12 protein-coding genes and 1 pseudogene are annotated in these 19,889 nt (G+C 61.1%); 5 read left to right on the top strand and 8 right to left on the bottom strand.

Annotation, left to right across the window (positions count from 1 at the left end; all coding sequences use genetic code 11):
• Positions 1-295 (top strand): transposase domain-containing protein (locus tag BMW49_RS20040; protein ID WP_139205710.1); only part of this gene is annotated, 295 nt, incomplete at its 5' end.
• Between the two features lie 225 nt (positions 296-520).
• Here BMW49_RS20040 and BMW49_RS20035 read toward each other — a convergent pair.
• The 6 genes from BMW49_RS20035 to BMW49_RS20010 form a co-directional block, all read right to left on the bottom strand.
• Positions 521-994, bottom strand: coding sequence for a hypothetical protein (locus BMW49_RS20035; RefSeq protein WP_069522527.1), 474 nt, complete (start codon positions 992-994; stop codon positions 521-523).
• Between the two features lie 112 nt (positions 995-1,106).
• Positions 1,107-1,622 (bottom strand): hypothetical protein, encoded by a 516-nt coding sequence (locus tag BMW49_RS20030; protein WP_083251865.1) that lies wholly within the window; start codon positions 1,620-1,622, stop codon positions 1,107-1,109.
• A gap of 92 nt (positions 1,623-1,714) precedes the next feature.
• Positions 1,715-2,260 carry a hypothetical protein gene (locus tag BMW49_RS20025; protein WP_139133880.1) on the bottom strand — a complete coding sequence of 182 codons (546 nt, stop codon included), beginning with the start codon at positions 2,258-2,260 and terminating at the stop codon, positions 1,715-1,717.
• A gap of 131 nt (positions 2,261-2,391) precedes the next feature.
• Positions 2,392-3,906, bottom strand: a complete 1,515-nt coding sequence (locus BMW49_RS20020) for a transposase (RefSeq protein WP_069522531.1) — start codon at positions 3,904-3,906, stop codon at positions 2,392-2,394.
• Positions 3,907-4,053: 147 nt separating this feature from the next.
• Positions 4,054-4,326, bottom strand: coding sequence for a hypothetical protein (locus BMW49_RS20015; protein WP_069522533.1), 273 nt, complete (start codon positions 4,324-4,326; stop codon positions 4,054-4,056).
• Positions 4,327-4,416: 90 nt separating this feature from the next.
• Positions 4,417-4,701, bottom strand: coding sequence for a DUF3144 domain-containing protein (locus BMW49_RS20010; RefSeq protein WP_069522535.1), 285 nt, complete (start codon positions 4,699-4,701; stop codon positions 4,417-4,419).
• Positions 4,702-4,854: 153 nt separating this feature from the next.
• Here BMW49_RS20010 and BMW49_RS25685 point away from each other — a divergent pair.
• Positions 4,855-5,779, top strand: a pseudogene (locus tag BMW49_RS25685) (integron integrase).
• Between the two features lie 95 nt (positions 5,780-5,874).
• Here BMW49_RS25685 and hrpA read toward each other — a convergent pair.
• Positions 5,875-9,957 carry an ATP-dependent RNA helicase HrpA gene (gene hrpA / locus BMW49_RS20000; protein WP_069522543.1) on the bottom strand — a complete coding sequence of 1,361 codons (4,083 nt, stop codon included), beginning with the start codon at positions 9,955-9,957 and terminating at the stop codon, positions 5,875-5,877.
• Between the two features lie 62 nt (positions 9,958-10,019).
• Positions 10,020-10,871, bottom strand: coding sequence for an AraC family transcriptional regulator (locus BMW49_RS19995; RefSeq protein ID WP_069519524.1), 852 nt, complete (start codon positions 10,869-10,871; stop codon positions 10,020-10,022).
• 366 nt (positions 10,872-11,237) lie between these two features.
• Here BMW49_RS19995 and BMW49_RS19990 point away from each other — a divergent pair, with 366 nt between their 5' ends.
• The 3 genes from BMW49_RS19990 (at position 11,238) to hsdR (ending at position 19,871) form a co-directional block, all read left to right on the top strand.
• Positions 11,238-14,717 carry a hybrid sensor histidine kinase/response regulator gene (locus BMW49_RS19990; protein WP_069519523.1) on the top strand — a complete coding sequence of 1,160 codons (3,480 nt, stop codon included), beginning with the start codon at positions 11,238-11,240 and terminating at the stop codon, positions 14,715-14,717.
• Positions 14,718-14,785: 68 nt separating this feature from the next.
• Positions 14,786-16,045, top strand: coding sequence for an MgtC/SapB family protein (locus BMW49_RS19985; RefSeq protein WP_069519522.1), 1,260 nt, complete (start codon positions 14,786-14,788; stop codon positions 16,043-16,045).
• A 349-nt stretch (positions 16,046-16,394) separates the two neighbouring features.
• On the top strand, positions 16,395-19,871 hold the full coding sequence (hsdR, locus tag BMW49_RS19980) for a type I restriction-modification system endonuclease (RefSeq protein ID WP_069519521.1): 3,477 nt from the start codon (positions 16,395-16,397) through the stop codon (positions 19,869-19,871).
• Positions 19,872-19,889 lie beyond the last annotated feature (18 nt).

The following is a 19,889-nucleotide window of genomic DNA, read 5'->3' as shown; positions in this document are numbered from 1 at the left end:
CCGCCTGGAGCGCTACGTCGAAGGCGGGCACCTGCCCATCGATAACAACCGCGCCGAAAACGCCATCCGCCCGTTTGTCATCGGCCGCAAGAACTGGCTGTTCAGCGATACGCCCAAAGGTGCCACCGCCAGCGCCCAGATCTACAGCCTGATCGAAACCGCCAAGGCCAACGGGCAAGAACCCTACGCTTGGCTGCGCCATGTGCTTGATCGTCTACCGACCGCCAGCAGCGTTGAGGACTACGAAGCGCTGCTACCGTGGAACTGCTCTCCAGCGCCTGCCTCTGCTTCCTGAAAACAAACTCCGTCCGCCAGGACGGGGTTTATGGAGCGCTTACATTTCTCGGAAGAACCGCAGGTCTATCACATCGAGGGGGCGGCATTTGCCACGGGTAATGCTGTTTTCTAAAACGTTCATCTTGCGAGGATTTATCGGGTCAAGTGACGTTTGAGCTCACTGGCCCGATATCCACTGGCAGAAAACGTCCCAGTGAGCGAAGCGAACGGTTTGAACCAGTTGTTAGCGGTTCTCCGAGAGTTCAATTGCTTTGCCATCACCGAACCCATCATGTATCCATACTTTCGCTGGAACAGCGTAACTCCAACCTCCAGCTTTCCACCAGCACTCAGCAAACCAGTTTTGTGTAGCGTTGGCTACTAATGTGATGCCATTAAACTCTTCGTCAGAGAAATACCTTTCGTCGAATGCCTCCATGTTTTCTAGGCCTACGGAGAGCTCCATTGCTCTGCCTGGAAAAATGGAAGGATCGCTGTGGTCTACTTTGTTGTTTTCTCCACGGTAATAGATCCACGCCGTAGGGGTATCAACACCATCTTCACCCAAGAATATTTGAACTTCTGCGTCTTTTACAGAACTTGGAGCATCGATAGAAAAAAGCTTTCTTAGTTCGTCAACAAGGTGTTCGGACGCACGTTCTAGGCAGCGACGGTAGCGAGCTTGAAATTGTTCTTTGCTGAGGCCAAATGGAATCATTTATTGATACCGCTAATGTTTGGGGCGGGCTTTAGCCCGTACCAGTGAGCGCAGAGGGCGACTTGAACCACTTGTTAGACGCTCAGATTTACGCATAATATAAAGTATAGCTTTATAACTCGCTTGTTTCTTTTGACGCGAGGTATGTGCCGATTGAGTCAGCGCAAGGAGCCAGCCACTTTTGAATCTTAGGGCTGCTCTCCGAAACCCACGAGTCAAGATTAACAAACCCGTTGGTTCCAATGTTTGCGTGGCGAATAAATTTGATAGAGAGGGCTTTCTCGATTTGCTCGACTAAAAGCGGGAAATCATACAAACAGTTCAATACGGGCCACTTTATAAGTTTTTTATATTTTAGTTGCGATGATTCGACTCGAAAACCACCGTTTGGTCTCCACTGAATGAGAAATAAATTGTCATGCCTGCGAAGCTCAGCTAACCATAGGCCATAACTCGGGACGGTAAGTTCAAGCTTCATATCTTCTGGCCTTAGCGCTTTTCGCTTATAGAACCAGTTCTCCATCGGTACTGTGGATAAGCTAAAACCTACCGACCATGCTTCAGCCTCAGAGGTGACACCGAGTCGAGAACACCAAGCTTCGATCACCTCTGGACTTTCTCGGTTCATGGGATTATTTCCAACTTGTCTAACGTTTTGTTAAGGGCGGGCTTTAGCCCGTCCCAGTGAGCGAAGCGAACGATTTGAATCGATTGTTATGCTTATATATTTAGCTTGTCGAGGTGCTTGCAAGCTAGCTCCTCCAATTCATTTCCTGACTTTTTACTTTGGATGCCATAGTAGCCTGATTCGTTTTTACCGTTAGGGCTGTCTTCCATGAGGCGGAATTCAATTGGCTCTGGAAATCCAATATTAACCCTCAGTTCTTCAAACCGTTGTAGTATCTGTAGAGCTTGACGGTAGCCGTGGCGATACTCTTCAAGCATGGTGCTCAGCTTCAATGATTCAATTTCATTGATAACATCCGTACTTAGACCGATGTCTGAGCAAATTTTAGAAAACAATACAGGCACTTCCGGCCAATGCATCTCCGGATTTGACATGGCCTCAATAATTGCGTCTGAGTTGAAGCCCGCAATTAATAATTCTTCAGACCAAGAAGCTAAGTCGTTACCATCCAAGTACTGGCGATGGAACGCTTCAAGTATGTCGCCAGTCAGGCAGTTTGGAGTGATCAGTATTTTTCGCATATGGGCATAACGAGACTGTAGAAAAACCCCAAAATCACTCCCGCTATCAGGGTTCACAGCACTTTTCCCGAGTGGCTGCATGCTTCTCTGATTGCGGGCGTTGTTTGGGCATAGATGTATAGCCGGCCATTTACGGGCTTTGGCAGCGGCCGTCAGTGGCTGACGGCTGAGGATCAATGGTCCTTTTCTCATGACCAGGCCCCGCGATGAGCGAGCTTCTCGATGTTATGGGTCATGCAGTAGAGCTTCCACTGGCCGTCCACTCGTTCGCGACCGCGCAGGATAAAGCGGTTCAGGCGTTTGTTGTGGCGTAGGTTGCCGAATACCGGCTCTACGGTGGCAAAGCGGCGAGTGATCATCTCGCGCCCGGCACTGCTGTCGATACGTTGGCGCATGCTGCTCAGGGCGTTGTCCTGCTCGGCTTTCGGCAGGAAGAACGCCACCTGGCGCGCAGCGGTTTTCTCCGGCGTGCGCAGACACTGCTTGCGTTGCAAGCAGCTCAGGCAATCGCGCAGGGCGCCTTTGAACTTGATGGCGGGTTGGCCCTTGATCAGGCAATGGCTGCCGTTGCCGTATAGCGTTTTGCCGGCCGGGCAGGTGCACGTCTTGTGCAGTGGATCGAAGTGGAAGTCGGCGGGTGTGTAGCAGTGGCTGCTGATGCGTTTGGGGCCCTTGTCCCAGAGTGGGTCGGGCTTGGCCAAATGGTGCTGCTGCCCCGCGTAGCGCTCATCGCGCTTGCGGTAGCCATTGTCAGGAATAAAGGCGGTGATGCCGGCGGCCTCCAGTTGTTCCAGCGCCTTGCGGCTGTGATAGCCGGCATCGGCGGTGTAGCATGTGTCGGGGCTGCGCAGTGAATCAGTGGCGTGGATGATGGGTTCGAGCAGCGCCTGTTCTGCGCCAGTGCCGTGGGCTTGGGCCTCCACGATGATTTGCGCTTTTTCGTCCACGGCGGCAACGCCGGTATAGCCTTGGATCACGCCCTTGCTGGTGGCCATCTTGGCCGACTCGTTGTCGGTGCGGTTGGAGAGATTGATGCGTCCCTTAGCGCCTTTGCGGTCTTCGGTATTGTCATTGAGCCAGGCCCGTAGCTGGCGAGCATCGGCCTGCAGACGCTCAAGCTTGCGAGCAGCGCGCTGCGCCTCATCCTCGGGCTGCTTGTCGCACTGGCGCTGACGCTCGATCATCGCCTGCGCCGCCTTCTCCATCTTCTCGGCCTGACGGATAAAGTCGGCGCGTGTGCCACTTCGCGATTTGCTGCCATTGCTCGGTAGCTTGACCCCATCGATGGCAAACATCTCGCGTCCAATCAGCCCCTGCCGGTCGCAGACAGCAAGCACCTGGGCGAACAGCTTGGCGGCCAGATCGCCCATGCTGGAAACGAAATGGGCCAAGGTGGTGAAGTGCGGTTGGCTGTCGCCGGAGATCGCCATAAACAGCACATGGTCGCGGCAAGCGGCCTCCATCTGACGGCTGCTGATAATGCCGCGGCTATACGCCAGCAGGACGATCTTTAGAAGGACCGCTGGATCGTAAGCAGGAGCGCCTTCAGCGCTGTTGCGGTAGCGGGTATGGAAGTCGCAGAGGTCGAGTTCATGATCGACCAGATAGCACAGCGCATGCTCGAAGGTGCCGGACAGCAACTGCTTGTCGAAGTCGATGGGCAGGAGCTTGAGCCCCTTGTGAACGGTTTTGAACCGAGGCATCGCCCCGCGCCTCCCTGCGATTGAATGAGTCGGAGATTATCAGCCGGCGAGTCGGAGGGCAGCAGGTTTTTCTACAGCCTCAACGACCAAGCTAAGGAGCGGCGGCACGCTGTCCAAACGAATTAAACAAGCAAATTCAGCGCCTTGTTAAGAGAGAACGATTTTCTGTTGCTTTTTTATATCACTGACAATGCCGTATAACATGAGAATAGATATTGCTGCGCTTATTATGGAATAGCCGACATGTCCTTGGCCATCACCTAGTATTTGCTCGCCTAAACTCCACCCGAAGCTTCCAATTCTGCCAGCAAACCATGGAATATCGCTGCTGACAAAAAAAAGAGCGAAGATTGATTCTGCAAAGGATAATATTGCAATTATCAAACCTAGTAGATAGACAGCTTTCCTTGTGTAACTCATATTGAACTCCTAACGTTTTTTAAGGGACGGGCTTTAGCCCGCCCCAGTGAGCGAAGCGAACGGTTTGAACCAGTTGTTATGCGATCACGCCTAGGGCTGCATATATGATTCAAAGTTTTCGATGTAATCATCAAGATTTTCCTCAAGCATTTTACGAAACTCACTGACAAAATAATCAAGAGTTTCTTGCTTGGCTTCGGCCATTTCTTGCCCATTACTCCAGCCACACGCGCTAACCCAAGCACTAAATCTAGCGGCAGCATACATATTTGATGCGCTTACTTTGCCTCTGCCTATATCTTCACTTATCTGTCCATTTGATAAAAGAATATGTGCGTCAGCTCGTTCATAAAACGCATTGTCTACTTCTTGCACGAAGCCTCCTTGAGTGCATAACTATAAATAAACACCAACTGGTGTATAACTTCCCGAACGGGCGTGGTGTATAACATTCCTTGTGTCTCTCGCTATCCGCTTCTAGGCTGAGGCTTTCAGCGGTCCGATGACCGTATAAGGGCGTTATACACCATGGATGGACAGCCTCGTTTGCTCGATCAGGTACGAGAGCAAATTCGCCTGAGACACTACTCGATTCGTACGGAACGTGTCTATTGCGAGTGGGTAAAGCGTTTTATTCGTTTCTATCGCTATCGCCACCCGGCTGAAATGGCAGCGGCTGAAGTCGAGGCGTTCCTATCGGATCTGGCAGTGCGCGGCAATGTGTCTGCGAGCACACAAAACCAGGCACTTTCAGCGCTGCTGTTTCTGTACAAGCAGTGCTCAGGTTGGAGTTGCCAGGGTTGGGCGAGGTTGTTCGGGCCAAGAAGCCGTCACGCTTACCGGTGGTGCTATCCATAGAAGAGGAGCAGCAGATATTGGCTCAACTACAGGGCGAAATAGGGCCGATGACAGGCCTGCTCTATGGTTCGGGAATGCGGCTGATGGAGGTCGTACGTCTGCGCGTGAAAGATGTAGATTTCAGCCGCAAGGAAATACTGATTCGTGACGGCAAGGGCATGAAAGACAGAGTGACCGTTTTGCCGCAACGGCTGGCGGCACCGTTGAAGCAGGGCTACTCACGCTGTCGAGTTAGCCGCCGGCAGAGGCGATGTATACCTGCACGACGCGCTAGCGCGTAAATACCCTAAGGCCCCTTGGGAGTGGGCTTGGCAATACGTGTTTCCGGCGAGCTCGCTGTCGGTTGATCCGCGTAGTGGCCAAACACGGCGGCATCATTTCGACGAAAAGCATATTCAGCGTCATTTCAAGCTGGCCGTCAGGGCTGCAGGAATCGAGAAACTGGCAACGCCGCATACGTTGCGGCACGCCTTTGCGACTCACTTATTGGAGAATGGCCAGGATATACGCACCGTTCAAGAGTCGCTCGACCATGCGGATGTGAAAACCACGATGATGAACCCATGTGCTGAATCATGGAGGGCTGGGGTGTTAAGCCCACTAGAGCTGAGCCAGCAATCCGTCTCGATCCATCTGCATGGGCGTGTATAGAAGGAAAAGAACTTAAACCTGCTCAACCCAGTTGGCCGCTCACCCTTCAACGCTGCCCCACTGCTTACTCAGACGCTTATCCGACACCGGCAGCTTGGTGCCCAGCTGCTGGGCAAACAGCGACACGCGGTATTCCTCCAGCAACCAGCGATACAGCACCAGTTGCGGGTCGCGCTTGCCCTCCTGGCTGTGTTTACCCAGGCGCGCCTGGTACTGCTCCCAGTAACCGGCCAGCTCGCCGCTCCATACGCGGTCGCGTTGTAACTGGCCGGCGATCTTGTCCAGGCGCTGTTCGATGGCCTTGAGGTAGCGCGGCACTTCCTTGAGCCACTGCGCCGGGGTTTCGCGGACGAAGCCGGGGTACACCAGGTTGCTCAGTTGCAGCTTGATGTCGTTGAGTGCGATGGCCTGGGCCAGGTCGATCTTGCCTTTAAAGCGTTTCTGCAGGCCGTGCCACAGCTTGAGAATTTCCAGGGTCAGCTTGGCCAGGCGTTCGGCCTCGCCGGTCCAGTCACCACGCTTGCGCTCGGCCAACGCGGCCAGGCCGGCGCCATCGCGCGGTAGCGGCTCGCTGCCTTCAAGGATGCAGCTGTCGAGGCTGGCCAATAGAATATCTTCGACCAGCCCATCGACCCGGCCCATATCGCGGTAGAGCAGCGCCAGCTCGGTCAGCCCCGGTAATTTTCCGCGCAGGAACTTGGCCTGCTCACTCAGTTGCTGCAACAGCAAGCGCTGCAACGCACGGCGATGCTGGAACTCGGCTTCGGCCAGGGTCGGGAAGCGCCCCTCCTTGACCACGCCCGCCTCCTCCACCAGGGCCGGGTAGACGGTCATGGACAGGCCAGCCACCTGCTGCTGGGTCTTCGCTGCGACTTCGCTAAAGGCCTTGGCCTCCACCGGCTGCTGGCTCTTGGCGGTTTTTGGCAGGGCCAGGCCGGCCTGGGTCGCCTCGCTAAAGCGTGCGGTCAGCTCGGCCAGGTCGCGGCCTTCGCCCAGGGGTTTGCCCTGGTTGTCGACCACTTCGATATTCATCCGTAGGTGACCTTCCAACTGCGCGGCGGACTCGGCCCAGGCGTCCTCGCTGACCCGCGTACCGGTCATACGGGTCAGCTCGCGACCGAGGGCCTCGGGCAGGCTGCCATCGGCAAAGCTGATCTTGCCCAAAGCGGCGCCGACAAAATCCGGCACCGGCACAAAGTTCTTGCGCAGCGCCTTGGGCAGGCCGCGCACCAGGGCCATGCACTTGGCCTCCAGCAGCCCCGGTACCAGCCATTCCAGGCGCTCGGGCGGCAGTTGTGGCAACAGTGGCGCCGGCACGCGCAGGGTGACGCCGTCGCGCGGATGATTAGGCTCGAAGTGATAACTCAGCGGCAGGGTCAGTTCGCCCAGGCGCAGGGTGTCCGGGTACTGGGCGGCGGTGACTTCCTTGGCATCGCGGGCGAGCACATCCTCTTCGCGCATGATCAGCAGCTGCGGATTTTTTGCGCTTTCAGTCTTGTACCAACTGTCGAAGGTGGCGCTCTGGTAGATGTTCGCCGGTAGGCGTGCCTCGTAGTAGGCGAACAGGGTTTCCTCGTCGGCAAGGATGTCGCGGCGGCGTGCCTTGGCTTCCAGCTCGTCGAGTTTTTCCAGCAGCTGACGGTTGGCCGTCAGGCACTTGGCGCGCGAGTTGATTTCGCCACCGACCAGGCCCTCACGGATAAACAGCTCGCGCGAGGCCACAGGGTCAATCGGGCCGAAATGCACCGCGCGACGGCCGACCACGATCAGGCCGTAGAGGCTGATCTGTTCATAGGCCACGACCTGGCCGCGCTTCTTCTCCCAGTGCGGTTCCAGGTGGTTTTTCTTGATCAGGTGGCCGGCCAGGGGCTCGATCCAGTCTGGCTCGATCTTGGCCACCATGCGCGAGAACAGCTTGGTAGTTTCCACCAGCTCGGCGGCCATCAGCCAAGTGGGCTTTTTACGACCGATCACCGAGGACGGGTGCACCCAGAAGCGCCGCTGGCGGGCGCCGAGGTAGTCGCCGTCTTCGCTCTTCTGGCCGATCTGGCTGAGCAGGCCGGCAAGGATCGCCTTGTGTACGGCGGCGTAGCCTTTGGCGCGTTGCGCGGCCTGGTCTTTTTCAGCCAGTTCTTTTTCTTTCTGGGCGGCCGATAATTGTCGGTCCTGCGGCTTTGCCACAGGCGCATTAGCCGCGGTGGACAAGCCTGCGGCGTTGTCCACCCTACGATCAGCCCCGTAGAGTGGATGGCCGGAGCCATCCACCTTCTTGCCAGTGCCTAGCTGCAAATCACGGGTAATCAGCACCAGTTGGCGGTGCGCGTCGCGCCACTCACGCAGGCGCAAATAGTTGAGGAAGTTCTTCCGGCACCAACTGCGCAGTGCGCTGGAACCGAGGGCCTGGCGCTGTTCTTCAAAACCGCGCCAGAGGTTGATCAGTGCGGCGAAGTCGGAGTCCACGTCCTTCCACTGCGCATGGGCCTGGTCAGCGGCCTGCTGGCGGTCGGACGGACGCTCGCGCACATCCTGCACCGACAGCGCACTGGCGATAATCAGAATTTCCTCAAGACTGCCCTGCTTGGCGCCTTCGAGCACCATACGGCCCAAGCGCGGGTCCACCGGCAGGCGCGCCAACTGGCGACCCAGCGGCGTCAGTTGGCCTTCGCGATTAACCGCCGAGAGTTCCTGCAGCAGGTTGAAGCCGTCGCTAATGGCTTTGCCATCCGGCGGCTCGATAAAGGGGAAGGCGTCGATCTCGCCAAGGCGCAGATGGAGCATCTGCAGGATCACCGCCGCCAGGTTGGTACGCAGGATTTCCGGGTCGGTAAAGGCCGGGCGGCCGTTGAAGTCTTCCTCGCTGTACAAGCGAATGCAGATGCCCGGCTCGACCCGCCCGCAGCGGCCCTTACGCTGGTTGGCGCTGGCCTGGCTGATGGCCTCGATGGGCAGGCGCTGCACCTTGGCGCGGTAGCTGTAACGGCTGATGCGCGCCGTACCGCTGTCGATCACATAGCGGATGCCCGGCACGGTCAGCGAGGTCTCGGCAACGTTGGTAGCCAGGACGATCTTGCGTGCGCCCATGGGTGCGAAAATCTTCTGCTGCTCGGCCGGGGTCAGCCGTGCATACAGCGGCAGCACTTCGGTCAGGCGCAGGTTGGCTTTGCGCAGCACTTCGGCGGCGTCACGAATTTCACGCTCGCCGGGCAGGAACACCAGGATGTCGCCAGGGCGCTTACCCTCGGCCTTCTCGAAGGCGCTGATTTCATCCAGGGTGGCGAGAAGCGCCTGATCCACCGACAGGTCTTCCTCGACCCGGTTGCCGTCTTCGTCCTGCTCCGCGGCCAGCGGCCGGTACCAGGTGTCCACCGGGAAGGTGCGGCCAGACACCTCGACAATAGGCGCGCCATCGAAGTGCTTGGAGAAACGCTGCAGGTCGATGGTCGCCGAGGTGATGATCAGCTTGAGGTCCGGGCGGCGCACCAGCAGGGTTTTCAGAAAGCCCAGCAGAAAGTCGATGTTCAGGCTGCGTTCGTGGGCCTCGTCGACGATGATGGTGTCGTACTTTTCCAGGTAGCGGTCGTGCTGGGTCTCGGCCAGCAGGATGCCGTCGGTCATCAGCTTGATCAGGCTGCGCTCGTTGCTCTGGTCCTCGAAACGCACCTGGTAGCCGACCAACTCGCCCAAGGGCGTGCCAATCTCCTCAGCAACCCGGGTAGCCACGCTGCGCGCTGCCAGCCGCCGGGGCTGGGTATGGCCGATCAAGCCCTGCACGCCGCGGCCCAGTTCCAGGCAGATTTTCGGTAACTGGGTGGTCTTGCCCGAACCGGTTTCCCCGGCAATCACCACCACCTGATGTGCAGCGATGGCGGCCTTGATTTCGTCGCGCTTGGCGGCAATCGGCAAGGTATCGTCATAGCGCATGGCCGGCACGCTCAAGCGCCGCGCCTCGACCTTGGCCACCGACGCCTCGAAGCGCTGCAGCCACTGGGCCAGCTTGGCCTCGTCCACCGGCGTCTGCTTGCGCAGCTCATGCAACTGCCGACGCAGGCGATGGCGGTCGGCGAACAGCGCTTGGTCGATATTCTTCAGCAGGCGGTCAACGGCGGGCGTGGCATCGGTCATCGGGCTATCGCGGGGAATTTCGGGGGGAGCGATTGTCGCAGATTTGCCCCGCCTCGTCCGGCTCAGCGCTGACAGGCGCGCCGATACTCGCCCGGCGTCACGCCGTAGGCGCGTTTGAACTGGCGGTTGAGGTGGCTCTGGTCGCTAAAGCCCAGTTGCAGGGCCACGCCAAGCGGCGCGCAGCCCTGGCGCAACAACGCCCGCGCCTGCTCCAGGCGGCGCTGCTGCAACCAGGCGTGGGGCGGCAAGCCGGTAGCCCGGCGGAACACCCGGGCGAAGTGAAAAGGCGACAGATTGACAGTGGCGGCCAACGCCTCCAACGACGGCGGCGCGGCAAGCTGGCTGGCCAGCAGCTCCTTGGCCTGGGCCACGGCTCGCGGCTCCTGGCCAGGGTTCTCGGGCGCCGGTAAGCGCGCATAGCGCTGCAGCAACTCGAGCATCACTTCGCGCCACAGGGTCTGGCGCTGCAATGCATCGACCTGCGCTGCATCGCTCTGGGGCGTTTCCAACAGGCGGTGCAGCGCGCCCAGGCGGCAGGCCAGGGTTGGATCCTGGTGCACGCTGTCGCGGAACATTGGCGGCGTGCCATGGGGCAGGTCGAGCTCGGCCAGCAGCGTCTCGAAGCTGCCGGGCTGCGGGTAGAACACCCGGTAGCGCCAGCCCTGCTCGACGCCCTTGGAGCCGGTGTGCACCTCGTCAGGGTTGAGCAGCGCAATGCTACCAGCGCCCGCCAGGTGTTCGGCGCCACGGTAGCGATAGCGCTCGGCACCGGCTTCAAGCACAGCGATCACATGGCCGTCGTGCACGTGGGGGGCGTAGCGGTGTTCGATAAAACGTGCCGACAACAGCTCCAGCCCGTGCAGGTCCCGGCTGGTGCTGAAATACGCGCGCTCCTCGCGGCTCAACGGCTCCATGGTTTTAGGCTATGTCCCAATAGGCTATTGCATATCTGTAGGCGCGAATGTGTTCGCGATGGCTCGCGAATGTCGCGACTAAATTCGCGCCTACACCCAACCGGGGCATCCTGTGGCTGTATAGGTGCACTGGGCGCCCCCTTCGCTCCTACATTCAGGGTTGGCCTGCAGAATTTCAAGCGTGATCAGGCGCAACCGCCTAACACCACCGGGCATAAAACAGCAAAAACCCCTCGCGGCTGCGACCTTGGTCGCGCCGACGCCCCCTTGCTTTGCTGCGACACTGTGGGCAAATGCGGTCGATGGCGCCACACTGGTACACGCCAATCGCCGCGAAGAACCACCATGTGTGTAGCCGGAGTCTGCATGTCGTTGTCCATCGGGCTGATTGCCACGGTCGCCCTTCTTTATATGGCGCTGCTATTCGCCATCGCCTTCTATGGGGATCGCCGCAGCAAGCCGCTGTCGCCACGCCTGCGCGCCTGGATCTACAGCCTGTCGCTGGCGGTGTATTGCACCAGCTGGACCTTCTTCGGCGCCGTGGGCCAGGCCGCCGAGCAACTCTGGTCATTCCTGCCGATCTATCTGGGGCCGATCATCCTGCTGCTGTTCACCCCCTGGGTGCTGCAGAAGATGGTGATGATCAGCAAGCAGGAAAACATCACCTCGATTGCCGACTTTATCGCCGCGCGCTACGGCAAATCCCAGTCCCTGGCCGTGGTGGTGGCGCTGATCTGCCTGGTCGGCGTGCTGCCCTATATCGCCCTGCAGCTCAAGGGCATCGTGCTTGGGGTCAACCTGTTGATTGGTGCCAGCGCCGGCGCAACCGGCACCCGCGCCCAGGACACGGCGCTGATCGTGTCCCTGGCCCTGGCGCTGTTCACCATTCTGTTCGGCACCCGCAACCTGGACGTCACCGAGCACCACCGTGGCATGGTCATGGCCATCGCCTTCGAGTCACTGGTCAAGCTGCTGGCGTTTCTCGCCGTGGGTGCGTTCGTCACCTACGGCCTGTACAACGGCTTCGGCGACCTGCTCAGCCAGGCGCGGCAAAGCCCTGCCCTGGAAACGTTCTGGGCCGAGGCGGTGAACTGGCCGTCGATGCTGGTACAGACCGGTCTGGCGATGATCGCCATCATCTGCCTGCCGCGGCAGTTCCACGTCACCGTGGTGGAAAACACCGAACCCACGGACCTGCGCCTGGCACGCTGGGTGTTCCCGCTCTACCTGGTGCTGGCCGCGCTCTTCGTGGTGCCCATCGCCCTGGCCGGGCAGATGCTGCTGCCGGCCGGGGTGGTTCCGGACTCCTTTGTCATCAGCCTGCCGTTGGCCGAAGCCCATCCGGTGCTGGCTCTGCTGGCCTTTATCGGTGGCGCATCGGCGGCCACCGGCATGGTCATCGTCGCCTCGGTGGCGCTGTCGACCATGATTTCCAACGACATGCTGCTGCCCTGGCTGCTGCGCCGCAAGAACACCGAGCGCCCGTTCGAGGCGTTCCGCCACTGGATGCTCACGGCACGCCGGGTGAGCATCGTGCTGATTCTGCTGCTGGCCTATGTGTGTTACCGCCTGCTCGGCAGCAATGCCAGCCTGGCCACCATCGGGCAGGTTTCCTTCGCCGCCATCGGCCAGCTCGCTCCGGCCATGTTCGGCGCCCTGGTGTGGAAACAGGCCAACCGCCGTGGCGTATTCGCCGGGCTGATCTTCGGCGCGCTGATCTGGTTCTACACCCTGATCATGCCGCTGGTGGCCCGCAGCCTGGGCTGGCCACTGGAAAGCCTGCCCGGTCTGGCAACGCTGCTGTACGCGCCGCTAGGCTTCGAGGTGGACCCCCTGACCCGTGGCGTGGTGCTGTCCTTGAGCGGCAACTTCCTGCTGTTCGCCTGGGTCTCGTACTTTTCCCGCACGCGGGTCTCCGAGCACTGGCAGGCCGGGCGCTTTATCGGCCAGGAGCTGGGCAGCAAACCGAGTAACCGCAGCATGCTGGCGGTGCAGGTCGACGACCTGTTGCTGCTGGCCAGCCGCTTTGTCGGCGAAGACCGCGCGCGGCAGAGCTTCGTGCGCTTCGCCTACCGCCAGGGCAAGGACTTCAACCCCAGCCAGCCGGCCAACAGCGACTGGATCGCCCACACCGAACGCCTGCTCGCCGGGGTACTCGGCGCCTCCTCGACCCGCGCCGTGGTCAAGGCCGCCATCGAAGGGCGGGAAATGCAGGTCGAGGATGTGGTGCGCATCGTCGACGAAGCCAGCGAGGTGCTGCAGTTCAACCGCGCGCTGCTGCAAGGGGCGATCGAGAACATCACCCAGGGCATCAGCGTGGTCGACCAGAACCTGCGTCTGGTGGCGTGGAACCACCGCTATATCGAGTTGTTCGACTACCCCGAGGGGCTGATTTACGTCGGCCGGCCGATTGCCGAGATCATCCGCTTCAACGCCGAGCGCGGCATGCTCGGGGCTGAAGCGGATGTCGAAGAAAGCGTTGCCCGACGGCTGTTCTGGATGCGCCAGGGCACGGCCCACACATACGAGCGCACCTTTCCCAACGGCCGGGTCATCGAGCTGATCGGCAACCCCATGCCCGGCGGGGGCTTCGTCATGAGCTTCACCGACATCACCGAATTCCGTCAGGCCGAGCGCGCCCTCAAGGAAGCCAACGAAGGCCTGGAGCAACGCGTCGCCGCGCGCACCTTCGAGCTGTCGCAGTTGAACCAGGCGCTGACCGAGGCCAAACGCGTGGCAGAAACCGCCAACCAGTCGAAGACGCGTTTTCTCGCCGCCGTCAGCCATGACCTGATGCAGCCGCTGAACGCCGCCCGGCTGTTTTCCGCGGCCCTCTCCCATCAGGACGAAGCCCTGCCGCGTGAAGCCCAGGAACTGGTGCATCACCTCGACAGTTCGCTGCGCTCGGCCGAGGACCTGATCACCGACCTGCTGGACATCTCGCGCCTGGAGAACGGCCGCATCACCCCGGACCGCAACGCCTTTGTCCTCAACAGCCTGTTCGACACCCTCGGCGCCGAGTTCAAGGTACTGGCCACTGAGCACGGCATCGACTTCCGCCTGCGCGGCAGCCGCCTGCGCGTCGACAGCGACAGCAAACTGCTGCGCCGGGTGCTGCAGAACTTCGTCACCAACGCTTTCCGCTATGCCCGGGGCCGCGTGCTGCTCGGCGTGCGCCACATCCCCGGGCATCTGCGCCTGGAGGTGTGGGACCGCGGCCCGGGCATCCCCGAAGACAAGCGCAAGGTGATCTTCGAGGAATTCAAGCGCCTGGACAGCCACCAGACCCGCGCCGAAAAAGGCCTGGGCCTGGGCCTGGCGATTGCCGACGGCCTCTGTCGGGTGCTCGAGCACAAGCTGGAAGTGCGCTCCTGGCCGGGCAAGGGCAGCGTGTTCAGTGTCACCGTGCCACTGGCGCGGGGTTCGGCCAGCGTACCGCTGCGTAGCAACACCGAAGCGAGTGCCCTGCCCCTGACCGGCAGCCAGGTGCTGTGCGTCGACAACGAAGACAGCATCCTCACCGGCATGCACAGCCTGCTCTCGCGCTGGGGTTGCCAGGTCTGGACCGCGCGCACCCGCCTGGAATGCGAGCGCCTGCTGGACGAAGGCGTGCGGCCCAACCTGGCACTGATCGACTACCACCTCGATGAAGGCGAAACCGGCACCGAACTCATGGCCTGGCTGCGCACCCGCCTGGGCGAGCCGGTACCGGGCGTGGTGATCAGCGCCGATGGCCGCCCGGAGCTGATCGCCAGCATCCACGCCATCGGTCTCGACTACCTGGCCAAACCGGTCAAACCCGCCGCTCTGCGCGCGCTGATCAGCCGGCATTTGACCCTACGCTGATCCAGCGCAGCCGCGCAGTATCCCTGCGCGGCTAGACTCACAGCTCACTCATTGCGGCGCTAGCGACCATGCCCGAGACCCTCGACACCCTGCTGAACTTCGCCAGTGCGCTGGCCGCCGGCCTGCTGATCGGCGCCGAACGCGGCTGGCAGGGGCGCAACAGCGAAGACAACCACCTGGCCGCCGGCATCCGCACCTTTGCCCTGAGCAGCCTGCTCGGCGGCTTCGCCATGCTGCTCGGCACGCACTTCGGCGTGGTCGCCTGGGCAGTGATCTTCGCCGGCTTCGCCGCCCTGGTGATCGCCTCCTACTTCAGCCAGTTGCAACGCCTGGACGACCTCGGCCTGACCAGCGAAGTGGCACTGCTGATCACCTTCCTGCTCGGCAGCCTGGCCGTCGCCGGCTACCCGCCCCTGGCTGCGGCGGGCGCGGTGGCCGTGGCATTGCTGCTAAGCCTCAAGCGCGTGCTGCATGGCGCCCTGCAACGCCTGACTGAAGAGGAACTGGGCGGCGCGCTGAAGCTGCTGTTTATCTCCCTGGTGTTGCTGCCGGCGCTGCCCAACCAGGGCTACGGCCCTTGGCAGGCGTTCAACCCCTACGCGATCTGGTGGATGGTGGTGCTGATCGCCGCCATCGGCTTTGCCGCCTACGTGGCGATTCGCCTGGTCGGCACCCGCCACGGCCTGCTGATTACCGCCCTGCTCGGCGGCATCGTCTCCTCCACCGCCATGACCCTGACCCTGGCCCGCCTGCACCCGACCCGCGCGCTGCACGGCTTGCTCGCCTGCGGCCTGCTGGCGACCTCTGCACTGATGTTCCCGCGCATTCTGCTGGAGGTCGGTCTGGTCAATCGCGCCCTGCTGCTCGCCCTGCTCGCCCCGCTTGGCGTGGCCACACTGGTTTATGCGGCGGGTGCGCTGTTCTACTTTCGCCGCGCCCGCAGCGACCTTGGCGAAGCCAGCGAACCGCCGCTGAACAACCCCTTCGAGCTAGCCCCGGCCCTGCGCTTCGCCGCCCTGCTGGCGCTGATCCTGTTGATGGTCGAAGGCGCGCAACGCTGGCTCGGCGATGCCGGCGTGTACGCCGTCGCCCTGCTCTCCGGCCTCGCTGATGTCGATGCCATCACCCTGTCCCTGGCCCGCAGCGCCCACACCGACCTGGCACCCGCCGTGGCCGTGCAGGGCATCGTCATCGCCGCGCTGAGCAACAGCCTGGTCAAGGCCGGCCTGATCGTCATGGTCGGCGGCCGCCAACTCGCCTGGCTGACCCTGCCGATCATGGCCTGCGGCCTGCTCGCAGGGGCGGCGACCTTGTGGCTGGTAGGCTGAGCGGCGCACCCCGTAGGAGCGAATTTATTCGCGATGCTTTCAGCGTGCTCAAGACCTATCGCGAATAAAGGCTAGGCGCCCCCTTCGCGCCTACAACCGGTAGCCTGGGTGGAGCGCAGCGATACCCGGGGCGCCATTGCCTGGCTGATCCCGCGCGCTGGGCGAAGGCCACGCACAACATGGCCAAATGCCGCCCACCTTGGGTAAGCTGCGCGCAGGGCACCGACAATCATGGGGTATTGGGATGTAGGCGCGAATTTCGCACCGACACGCTGCCTGCAACAGCTGCCAACGGCCCCATAGATAGAGCCGGGGCGAACGGAAGATCAACAGACCCAAGGGATAACGCATGGCCGCCAGCAGTAACTTCGCCTTTCTTCAGGAGCACGACCCCGTCTTCCTGCAACTGGCGAGCACAGCCGAGCAGGTGTTTGCCAGCGACCCCAACACCACCCTGATCAAACTGCGGCAACTCGGCGAGGCCCTGGCCCAGGACCTCGCCAGCCGCGCCGGGATTGCCTTCGATGCCAACACCAAACAAGCCGACCTGCTCTACCTGCTGAACCGTGACATCCAGCTGGACGCCAACATCCGCAGCCTGTTCCACACCCTGCGCACCGAGGGCAACAAGGCCACTCACGCCTTTCGCACCCAGCACCGCGAAGCCTTGAGCGGGCTGAAGGTCGCCCGAGACCTGTGCGCATGGTATCACCGCGCATTCGGCAAGGCCGGCAGCAGCTTCAAGCCCGGCGCCTTCGTCACCCCGGCCGACCCCAGTGCGCCGTTGCGCGAACTGCAAAGCCAGATCGACCAGCTCAAGGCGCAGCTCAGTGAATCCAGCCAGCAGTTGCAGAGCAACCAGCAACTGGCCGACTTGCACAAACGCGAGGCTGAGGAGTACGCCGTCCTCGCCGAGCAGATGGATGTCGAAGCGCGCACCCACAAACAACTGGCTGCCGAACACGAAGCAGCGCTGAACCGCCTGCGCAGCGAGCACGAGCAGCGCATCAAAGCCCTGCAGCTGCAACTGCTGACCCAACCGCAGGCCGCGCAACAGGTCATGCACAAGACCCTACAGGCCACCAACAGCTTCGACCTGTCTGAAGACCTGACCCGCATCCTGATTGACCAACAGTTGATCGAGGCCGGCTGGCAAGCCGACTCCCTCGACCTCACCTACGGCAAAGGCGCACGCCCGGAAAAAGGCAAAAACAAAGCCATCGCCGAGTGGCCTACCCGCAGCGCCACCGCCTGCGCCGACTACGTGCTGTTCGCCGGCCTCACGCCCATCGCCATCGTCGAGGCCAAGCGCAAACGCATCAATATCGCCGACCGCATTACCCAGGCCGAGCGCTACGCCCGCGACTTCACCCTCACCGCCGAGCAACAACCTGCCTGGTTGCTGGCGGGCCAAGCGCAGCCTTGGAACGATGGCCAGGAAGGCCACTTTTACCTACCCTTCGCCTTTGCCTGTAACGGCCGACCCTTTATCAAGCAGCTCGCCGAACAGTCCGGCACCTGGTTCCGTGACCTGCGCAGCCCGGCCAACACCCGCCGGCCGCTGCAGGACTTCCACACACCCGATGTCCTGCTCGACCTGCTCAAGCGCAGCCAAACCGCCGCCGAAGCTGCGCTGAACAGCGAAGGCTTCGCCTACCTCAAGCTGCACGACTATCAAATCAAGGCCATCCAGGCCGTGGAGCAGGCCCTGGCGAACAACCAGCGCGACTGCCTATTGGCCATGGCCACCGGCACCGGCAAAACCCGCACCGCGCTGGGCATGATGTACCGCTTTCTGAAGGCCGAACGTTTCAAGCGCATCCTCTTTCTGGTTGACCGCAGCGCCCTCGGCCAGCAGGCCATCGACGCCTTCAACGACACCGCCCTGGAGCAAAACCAGACCCTGGCGCAGGTCTACGACATCAAAGAGCTGGGTGACATGGCCGCCGAGGCCGCCACGCGAGTTCAGGTTGCCACCGTACAGGCCATGGTCGGGCGCATCTTCCGCGCGGAAAACCCGCCATCGGTGGGCGAGTTCGACTGCATCATCGTCGACGAAGCCCACCGTGGTTACACCCTCGACCAAGAGATGAGCGAAGGCGAACTGGCCGTGCGCGACCACAGCCAGTACCTCTCGCAATACCGCCGCGTGCTCGATTACTTCGACGCCTGCCGCATCGGCCTCACCGCCACCCCGGCCAAACACACCAGCGAGATTTTCGGCAAACCGGTGTTCACCTACAGCTACCGCGAGGCCGTAGCCGATGATCGACTGGTCGATCACGAACCGCCGATCCGCTACGAAACCCAGCTCAGCCAAAATGGTATTCGCTTCGATAAAGGCGAAACGGTCAGCGTCATCAACACCCACACCGGCGAAGTCGACATGGCCGAGCTGGAGGACGAGCTGCTGTTCAATATCGAGTCGTTCAACCGCAGCGTTATCACCCCGGCGTTCGACACGGTCATCTGCACCGAGCTGGCCAAGGAGCTGGACCCCTTCGGCGAAGAAAAGACCCTGATCTTCTGCGTCAACCAGGCCCATGCCGAGCGCGTGAAAAATCTCCTCGACAAGGCCTTCGCAGCAGCCTATGGCGAGCAGTACAACCAAGCCGCCGTGCACATCATCACCGGCCAGAGCGACAAAGTTGAGCAACTGATTCGCCGCTACAAGAACGAACCCAACCCCAATATCGCCATCACCGTCGACCTGCTCACCACCGGCATCGACGTGCCGAAAATCTGCAACCTGGTGTTTATGCGTCGCGTGCGCTCACGCATCCTCTACGAGCAGATGAAAGGCCGCGCCACCCGCCGCTGCGACGCCATCGGCAAAACCGTATTCCGCATCTACGACCCCGTCGACCTCTACGCCAGCCTCGAAGCGGTCGACACCATGAAACCCCTGGTGAAAAACCCCGACATCAGCCTGGAGCAACTGCTCAGCGAACTCACCAGCAGCGCCAGCCATGAAGCGCCCGGCAACCAGCAAGACAGCAGCCACGCCCATGACGTGCTCGACCAGTTGAGCCAGCGCGTCATGCGCATCCTGCGCAAGGCCCAGCACAAGGCCGAGGGCAAACCCACGCTGAAGAAAAAGCTCGATGAGCTGCAGGACCTCTGGGGCGTTGAGCCGGCCCACTTGCACAAACACCTGCACGACCTTGGCCCGCAACAAGCCGCCAACTTCGTGCGCCAGCACAGCCAGCTTATCCAGCAACTCGCCGCCGTCAGCGCTCTGCTCGGCTCGGAGAATTACCCGGTCATCTCCACCCACAGTGACGAACTGCTGGTGCGCGAACAGAACTACGGGCAGAACCAGAAGCCGGCTGACTACCTGGAAAGCTTTAACGACTTTATTCGCACCCAGCTCAACCAGTCCGCCGCCCTGGGCGTGGTGGTCAACCGCCCCAAAGACCTCACCCGCGAGCAACTGCGCGAAGTCCGCCTGCTGCTCGACCAGCACGGTTTCAGCGAAGCCAGCCTGAAAAGCGCCTGGCGCAACCAGACCAACCAGGAAATCGCCGCCAGCATCATTGGCTACATTCGCCAGGCCGCCATCGGCGAAGCCCTGCTGCCCTTCGACCAACGCGTGGCCAAGGCCATGCAAAATATCTACGCCCTGCAGCCCTGGACGCCTGTGCAACGCAAATGGCTGGAACGCCTGGCCAAGCAACTGGTGCACGAAGTGATCATCGACACCCAGCAGGTCAACGACGCCTTCCGCAACGACGGCGGCCTCAAAGCCCTGGACCGCAACCTCGGCGGCAACCTGGAGCAGGTGCTGCAAGCGTTGAATGACAACCTGTGGCAAGCGGTTAGCTAAGCGATTGACAGCCGCCAT

Source organism: Pseudomonas cuatrocienegasensis (assembly GCF_900110925.1).
Taxonomy (GTDB): Bacteria; Pseudomonadota; Gammaproteobacteria; order Pseudomonadales; family Pseudomonadaceae; genus Aquipseudomonas; species Aquipseudomonas cuatrocienegasensis.
This window is presented reverse-complemented; position numbering and strand designations above follow the sequence as displayed.

What these genes read in the sequence shown, in the direction of transcription:
- BMW49_RS20030 (WP_083251865.1), bottom strand. Translation starts at nt 1,622, where the DNA reads ATGAACCGAGAAAGTCCAGAGGTGATCGAAGCTTGGTGTTCTCGACTC.
- BMW49_RS19995 (WP_069519524.1), bottom strand. Translation starts at nt 10,871, where the DNA reads ATGGAGCCGTTGAGCCGCGAGGAGCGCGCGTATTTCAGCACCAGCCGG.
- hrpA (WP_069522543.1), bottom strand. Translation starts at nt 9,957, where the DNA reads ATGACCGATGCCACGCCCGCCGTTGACCGCCTGCTGAAGAATATCGAC.
- BMW49_RS20020 (WP_069522531.1), bottom strand. Translation starts at nt 3,906, where the DNA reads ATGCCTCGGTTCAAAACCGTTCACAAGGGGCTCAAGCTCCTGCCCATC.
- hsdR (WP_069519521.1), top strand. Translation starts at nt 16,395, where the DNA reads ATGGCCGCCAGCAGTAACTTCGCCTTTCTTCAGGAGCACGACCCCGTC.
- BMW49_RS20015 (WP_069522533.1), bottom strand. Translation starts at nt 4,326, where the DNA reads ATGAGTTACACAAGGAAAGCTGTCTATCTACTAGGTTTGATAATTGCA.
- BMW49_RS19985 (WP_069519522.1), top strand. Translation starts at nt 14,786, where the DNA reads ATGCCCGAGACCCTCGACACCCTGCTGAACTTCGCCAGTGCGCTGGCC.
- BMW49_RS19990 (WP_069519523.1), top strand. Translation starts at nt 11,238, where the DNA reads ATGTCGTTGTCCATCGGGCTGATTGCCACGGTCGCCCTTCTTTATATG.
- BMW49_RS20035 (WP_069522527.1), bottom strand. Translation starts at nt 994, where the DNA reads ATGATTCCATTTGGCCTCAGCAAAGAACAATTTCAAGCTCGCTACCGT.